The organism is Microbacterium sp. Kw_RZR3 (genome assembly GCF_029222405.1).
GTDB lineage: Bacteria > Actinomycetota > Actinomycetes > Actinomycetales > Microbacteriaceae > Microbacterium.
Map to the genome: position 1 here is coordinate 1 of NZ_JARHXC010000161.1, position 5,291 is coordinate 5,291.

Below are 5,291 nucleotides of genomic sequence, written 5' to 3' on the forward strand. Positions count from 1 at the left end.
CGTCGCGCGGAGTTCGTGGCCGACACGCCGGTCCGGAGCGGTCGGGAACGGCGTGTCGAGGGCGAACTCCGCACGACGGCGCGCGTTCAGCGGGCGGGGAGACGGCCGGGGCGTGATTCGACGCCCCCAAACCGCCGAATCACGCCCCGAGTTCGGGATGCCTACTCCTCCTCGTCGCGAGCGTCCTCCAGTGCGGCGATCACGAGGTGGGTGAGGTCGATGCTCACGATGCGCGGCTCGTCGCTCACGGGGTCACCGCCGCGTCGGTGAGGCTCGGTGACGGCTGAGGCGTGGCCTCGGCAATCGTTCCGGCAGAAGGTGCCGCGTCAGTCGGGACGGGCTGAACGCGCAGGAACGGGAACGCCGGTGACGTCGCCTTCTTGATGTCCTCGACCGAGTCCCAGCTCATCACGCCCGCCGGGATCTCGTGCAGCGGATAGATGTTCCACGCGTCGGCGGCGCCGGGTGCCGTGTAGGGCACGGGCACCGGACCGCCCCCGCCATAGAAGTAGTTGTCGAAGGGAGCGTTGCCGTTCGCGTTGCCGACGGTCGTGAGCGGAGTGCCGTCCTGATCGAACAGCTGCACGGTCGGGATCGCGTTGCCGTCGGCGTCGAACGCGAAGATGTTGCGCACGCGCTGACCGTCGAGCGACAGCCCCGACGTGTACGGCGCAGAGAAGACGTCGTGCGATCCATCCCACACCAGGGACTGCAGGTTGCCGCCGATCGACGCGAGCGTGAACGGGGTCAGGACCACGGCCACGATGGTCACTGCGGTGCGGAAACCGCGGACGATCACGTTGGGTGCCCATCGTCCACGACCCCACTGCACGCTCACCAGCACCAGCACCGCCAGGAGCACGATGCCCGGGAACTGCACCGCCCCGATCAGATACGCGACCGCACCCGACATCGAGCCGTACCCGGACCAGAAGAGTGGCGCGATGAAGAGATACAGCACCACCGCGCGCAGAATCCACCAGATCGGACGGAGGGATGCCAGCAGGTCGAGCAACCAGGCACCGGCCGGGTTGCGACGGATCTGTGCCTCGACAGACGTCCGGGCGTGCGCGAGACGCTGGCGGAACGGCGTGCTTTTCGCTGCGGGATCATCGCCGCGTTCGGGGAGCCCCGCGGCCGCACGCAGCTCGGCGGCGTAGGTCGCGGCATCCGGAATCGTGAAACCGTCACCGGCCTCGGCGGCCTGATCCGACAGGTCGGCCTCGAGACCGTCGAGCAGGTCGTCGACCTCGTCGACGGGAAGGTCGTCGAGGTGCGCGCGCACCGCTGAGGCGAAGGCGCGGATGTCGTCGCGGACGGGCGTGGTGATCATCGGGCGTCTCCGATCGTGCGCAGCTTCGTGGTCGGGGTGTCGTCGAGGAGTGTGCTCATGGCGGAGGAGAAGTGGGCCCAGCTCGCGCGTTGCGCGGCGAGCAGCTCGCGGCCCTGCGGATTGATCGCGTAGTACTTGCGGTGCGGTCCCCCGTCGCTCGGCACGACGTAGCTCGACAGTGCCCCCGCGGAGTAGAGGCGCCGGAGCGTGCCGTACACCGAGGCATCCCCCACCTCGCCGAGCCCCGCCTCGCGCAGGCGTCGCACGATGTCGTAGCCGTACCCGTCGTCGTGCTGCACGACCGCCAACACGGCGGCATCCAGCACTCCCTTCAATAGCTGCGTCGTATCCACGCGCGGCCCCCTTCGCTTGTCTGCCTCGGACAGTACCACGCAGTGCGCGGTAGTGTGCGGTGCGAAGGCGTGTCGCGATCTGGACGACCCGCCGCGCGCTCGGAACAGACGGATGCTTCGCGCGACGGCGCCGTGGAGGAACGCCGAGGGGGTGGCATCCAATCCCGACGAATGGATGCCACCCCCTCGAGGCGACGATCAGGGAACGACGACCGCGCGGCCGCGCACCTTCCCCGCGTGCAGCTTCTTGTACGCCTCGACGGCGCCGTCGAAGCCATAGCGCTCGACGTGGACGCCGACGGCTCCGCTGCGCGCGAGATCGAGCACCTCGATCAGCTCGCTGCGGGTGCCCCAGTAGGGTGCGCGCACGGCCGCGCCGAACGGGGTCGAGAAGAACCCGGCGGGAAGGATGCCGCCGCCGATCCCGACGATGTGGATGAAGCTGTCGATCCCGGCGACCTCTCGGGCGAGGTCGATCGTCGGCTGCACGCCGACGAAGTCGAAGACCGCGGCGGCACCGAGACCGTTCGTCAGCTCGCGGATGCGATCCGCGGCGTGCTCGTCGGAGGTCACGGTGTGGTGCGCACCGACCTCGCGCGCGAGGGCGAGCTTGTCCTCGCCGATGTCGACCGCGATCACGGTCGCCTGCGTGATGGACCGCAGGATCTGGACGCCGACGTGGCCGAGACCTCCGACGCCGATCACGACGGCGGTGGCCCCGGGGTACAGCTTCTCTTTCGCGGAGACGATCGCGTGGTACGGCGTGAGGCCGGCGTCGGTGAGCGAGACGGTCTTGACGGGATCGAGGTCGCCGAGGGGTGCGAGGTGGCGCGGATCGTCGACGATAACGTATTCGGCCATAGCCCCGGGGCTGCCGAGACCCGGAGGCGTGATGCCCATCTCAGCCGCGTGCGGACAGTAGTTCTCGGCGCCCTTCGCGCAGGTGTGGCAGCGCCCGCATCCCCACGGTCCGTAGATGGCGTAGGCCTCGCCGATGTTCACGCCCTCGACCCCCTCGCCGAGCTCGTCGACGATGCCGGCACCCTCGTGGCCGAGCGTGAGGGGAAGTCCGTAGGTGTACTGCTCCTCGGGGAGGTCCATCACGAACCAGTCGGAGTGGCACAGACCGGCCGCCGTCACCTTGAGGCGCACCTGGCCCGGACCCGCGTGGGGTTCTTCGATCTCGACGACCTCGGGGCCTTTGCCGATCTCGCGATACTGCACTGCCTTCATGGCATCCCTTTCTCTTGTACTCTCCACCGTCCGCCCGGGGGCGGCGCGTGTCGAGGGGGTCGACGGCGTTTCCTCGGCTTGAGAACCCGTCTCATCAATGCACGTGAATGGATTTCGGATGCCGAGACGACACGTCGCACGAGGGCTCCCGGTCCTGGCATCCCGCCGTGAACCCTCGCCCCCGCGCGTGTGCGCACCTACACTGGACGCACCTCCGTCACCGCCGATGGGAGTGCCGTGCCTTCTCCGTGGTCGCGACCGCCGATCTCCCCCGAGACATCGGGGCTGCTGATCGCGCGAGCGCACGAGGAACTTCTCGCGGGCAACGAGGAGGATCGGCGGCTGAACGACGTGCGCCCGCTCGTGCAGGAGTCGTGGCGGCGGTCGTTGGCATCCCTCGTGGGACCGGAGGGACTCCCCTCGCTCGACCTCGCGAGCGACGAGCTCGAGGTGTATCGCCGCGCGCATCCGCTCGCCGGGGTGATGGACATGGTCCGGGCGCTGCTCCTGCCCGGAACGGCCGAGGAATCGGGGGTCGTCGTGGCCGTGGGCGACGCGGCCGGCCGGCTGCTGTGGGTCGAGGGCGACCGGCACATCCGCGCGCTGACGGGCGACATGGGTTTCGTCGCGGGCGCCAATTGGGCGGAGGATGCCGTGGGCACCTCGGCTCCCGGGACGGCGCTGACGCTCGATCGGTCGGTGCAGATCCGCGGTGCCGAGCATTTCAATCGGCTCGTGCAGCCGTGGTCGTGCACCGCGGCACCCGTGCACGACCCGGAGTCGCGGCGACTCCTCGGAGTCATCGACGTCACGGGAGGACCCGAGGCGGTGACCCCCCAAGCGCAACTGCTGGTGGATGCCACGGCTCGGGCGATCGAGAGCGAGATCCTCGTCGCGCGGCTGCGGGCCCAGCAGGCGCCGCCGCCGAAGCGATCGGCGCCGGCGCGGGCCCTGCTGCGCATCCTCGGCCGCGACCGGGCGGTCCTCGAGGTGGGTGGCGGGATGCTCGAGCTCAGCGCCCGGCATGCAGAGATCCTGCTGCTGCTCGCCGTCCACCGCGAGGGCCTGTCTGCCGAAGCGCTGAGCGAAGCGGTCTACGGCCATTCCGCCGTCGAGACGCTCCGGCCCGAGATGGTGCGTCTGCGGCGCGTGCTCGCCCCGGTCGCGCCGCGCCTGGTTCCGGCATCCCGTCCGTATCGTCTTCCGGACGGACTCGAGACCGACGCGCAGCACGTGCTGTCGCTCCTGGACCGCGGGGCGCATCGCGTCGCACTCGCCGCGTACGCGGGGCCCGTGCTGCCGGAGTCAGAGGCGCCGGGCGTCGTCGAGGTGCGCGAGTCGGTGCGCTCGGCGCTGCGCGAGGCGCTGCTCGCCGAGGCGGGGGTCGATGTGCTGCTCGCCTACGCCGAGACCGCGGATGCGCGGGACGACGAGGAGGTGCTGCGGCTGTGCCTCGCGATGCTGCCGGCGCGGTCACCGAAGCGGGCGGGTCTCGTGGCGCGGGTGGAGCGGCTCGAGCGGGAGTGAGGCGTTCTCGCCTTGTGGCCCGGGGTGGCAGAGCGGCGCATTCCCGGCGCGGTCTCCGGCCGGGGTCGGCGTATTCCTGGACTGGCATGTCCCACTTTGTGCCGCTATCGCCCCGATTTCACGCACAAAACGGGACACGCGTTGTGGGGATGATGTCCCGGGGGTGCCCGATGTCGGAGGCCCTCGTTACGCTGAACATATGGACGAAAAGGCGCTCGACATCTTCTCGGCAGCTCGCGCTCGGCGCGACGTGGGGCGCATCCGTGAGGCCCTCGCAGAGGTCAAAGCGGGCGACGTGGCCCGGGTCATCGTCCGATCCCCGCGCTACGGGCTGTACGCGATCGAGGGCACCGTGCGCATCGGCGTGGGCGGGCAGCCGCTCGTCGGCGACATCATCCTGGGCACGAGCTCCGAGATCCAGCGGATCGACGTGGGTATCGAGCCTCCCGAGCCGGCGCTCACGGCCGACGTCGTCGATCCCTCGACCCTCCCCCACGGCACGCCCGTGCGGGTCACGTTCGCCACGCCGACGAACCACACCTTCGCTCTGACCGGGCCGGTGACCGCCGGCAACGATCGCTTCCTCCTCGTCGGCAGCTGGATCGTCGCCGACGATCGCGCGATCGCTCCGCGCGTCATCAGCATCGAGCGCCTTGACGACGTCGACCTGCACGAGGTGAACGTCCCGCCCCTGCGCTCGGTCCTGGTCGACGCCGACGCCTGACGGCGCGCGCGGAACGGATGCCACGGCCTCAGGGTCGTGGCATCCGCGGTTTCTGTTGCCTGCGTCGAGTTGTGCGCGGTGGCGGTGCGGGACCGCGGGCGTCGCGCCGGCCGTCGCGTGC

Annotated in this window: 5 protein-coding genes; 2 read left to right on the forward strand and 3 right to left on the reverse strand. The window is 70.3% G+C overall.

Annotated elements, in window-relative coordinates:
- Nucleotides 1-244: 244 nt before the first annotated feature.
- The 3 genes from P2P98_RS08415 to P2P98_RS08425 all read right to left on the reverse strand — a co-directional run bounded on the left by P2P98_RS08415 (nt 245) and on the right by P2P98_RS08425 (nt 2,919).
- A complete protein-coding gene (locus tag P2P98_RS08415; RefSeq protein ID WP_275799063.1) occupies nt 245-1,333 on the reverse strand; it encodes a hypothetical protein in 1,089 nt (362 codons plus the stop codon).
- Nucleotides 1,330-1,686 carry a PadR family transcriptional regulator gene (locus P2P98_RS08420; protein ID WP_275799065.1) on the reverse strand — a complete coding sequence of 119 codons (357 nt, stop codon included), beginning with the start codon at nt 1,684-1,686 and terminating at the stop codon, nt 1,330-1,332. Before P2P98_RS08420 ends, P2P98_RS08415 begins: the two co-directional genes overlap by 4 nt.
- A gap of 198 nt (nt 1,687-1,884) precedes the next feature.
- Entirely contained in the window at nt 1,885-2,919 is a 1,035-nt protein-coding gene (locus P2P98_RS08425; protein ID WP_275799068.1) for an NAD(P)-dependent alcohol dehydrogenase, read from the reverse strand.
- Between the two features lie 237 nt (nt 2,920-3,156).
- On the opposite strand from P2P98_RS08425, the gene P2P98_RS08430 reads away from it, so the two are divergent.
- The gene (locus P2P98_RS08430) at nt 3,157-4,446 is read left to right on the forward strand and encodes a GAF domain-containing protein (protein ID WP_275799071.1); all 1,290 of its coding nucleotides are present in this window, start codon (nt 3,157-3,159) and stop codon (nt 4,444-4,446) included.
- Between the two features lie 199 nt (nt 4,447-4,645).
- Nucleotides 4,646-5,170, forward strand: coding sequence for a hypothetical protein (locus tag P2P98_RS08435; protein WP_275799074.1), 525 nt, complete (start codon nt 4,646-4,648; stop codon nt 5,168-5,170).
- Nucleotides 5,171-5,291 lie beyond the last annotated feature (121 nt).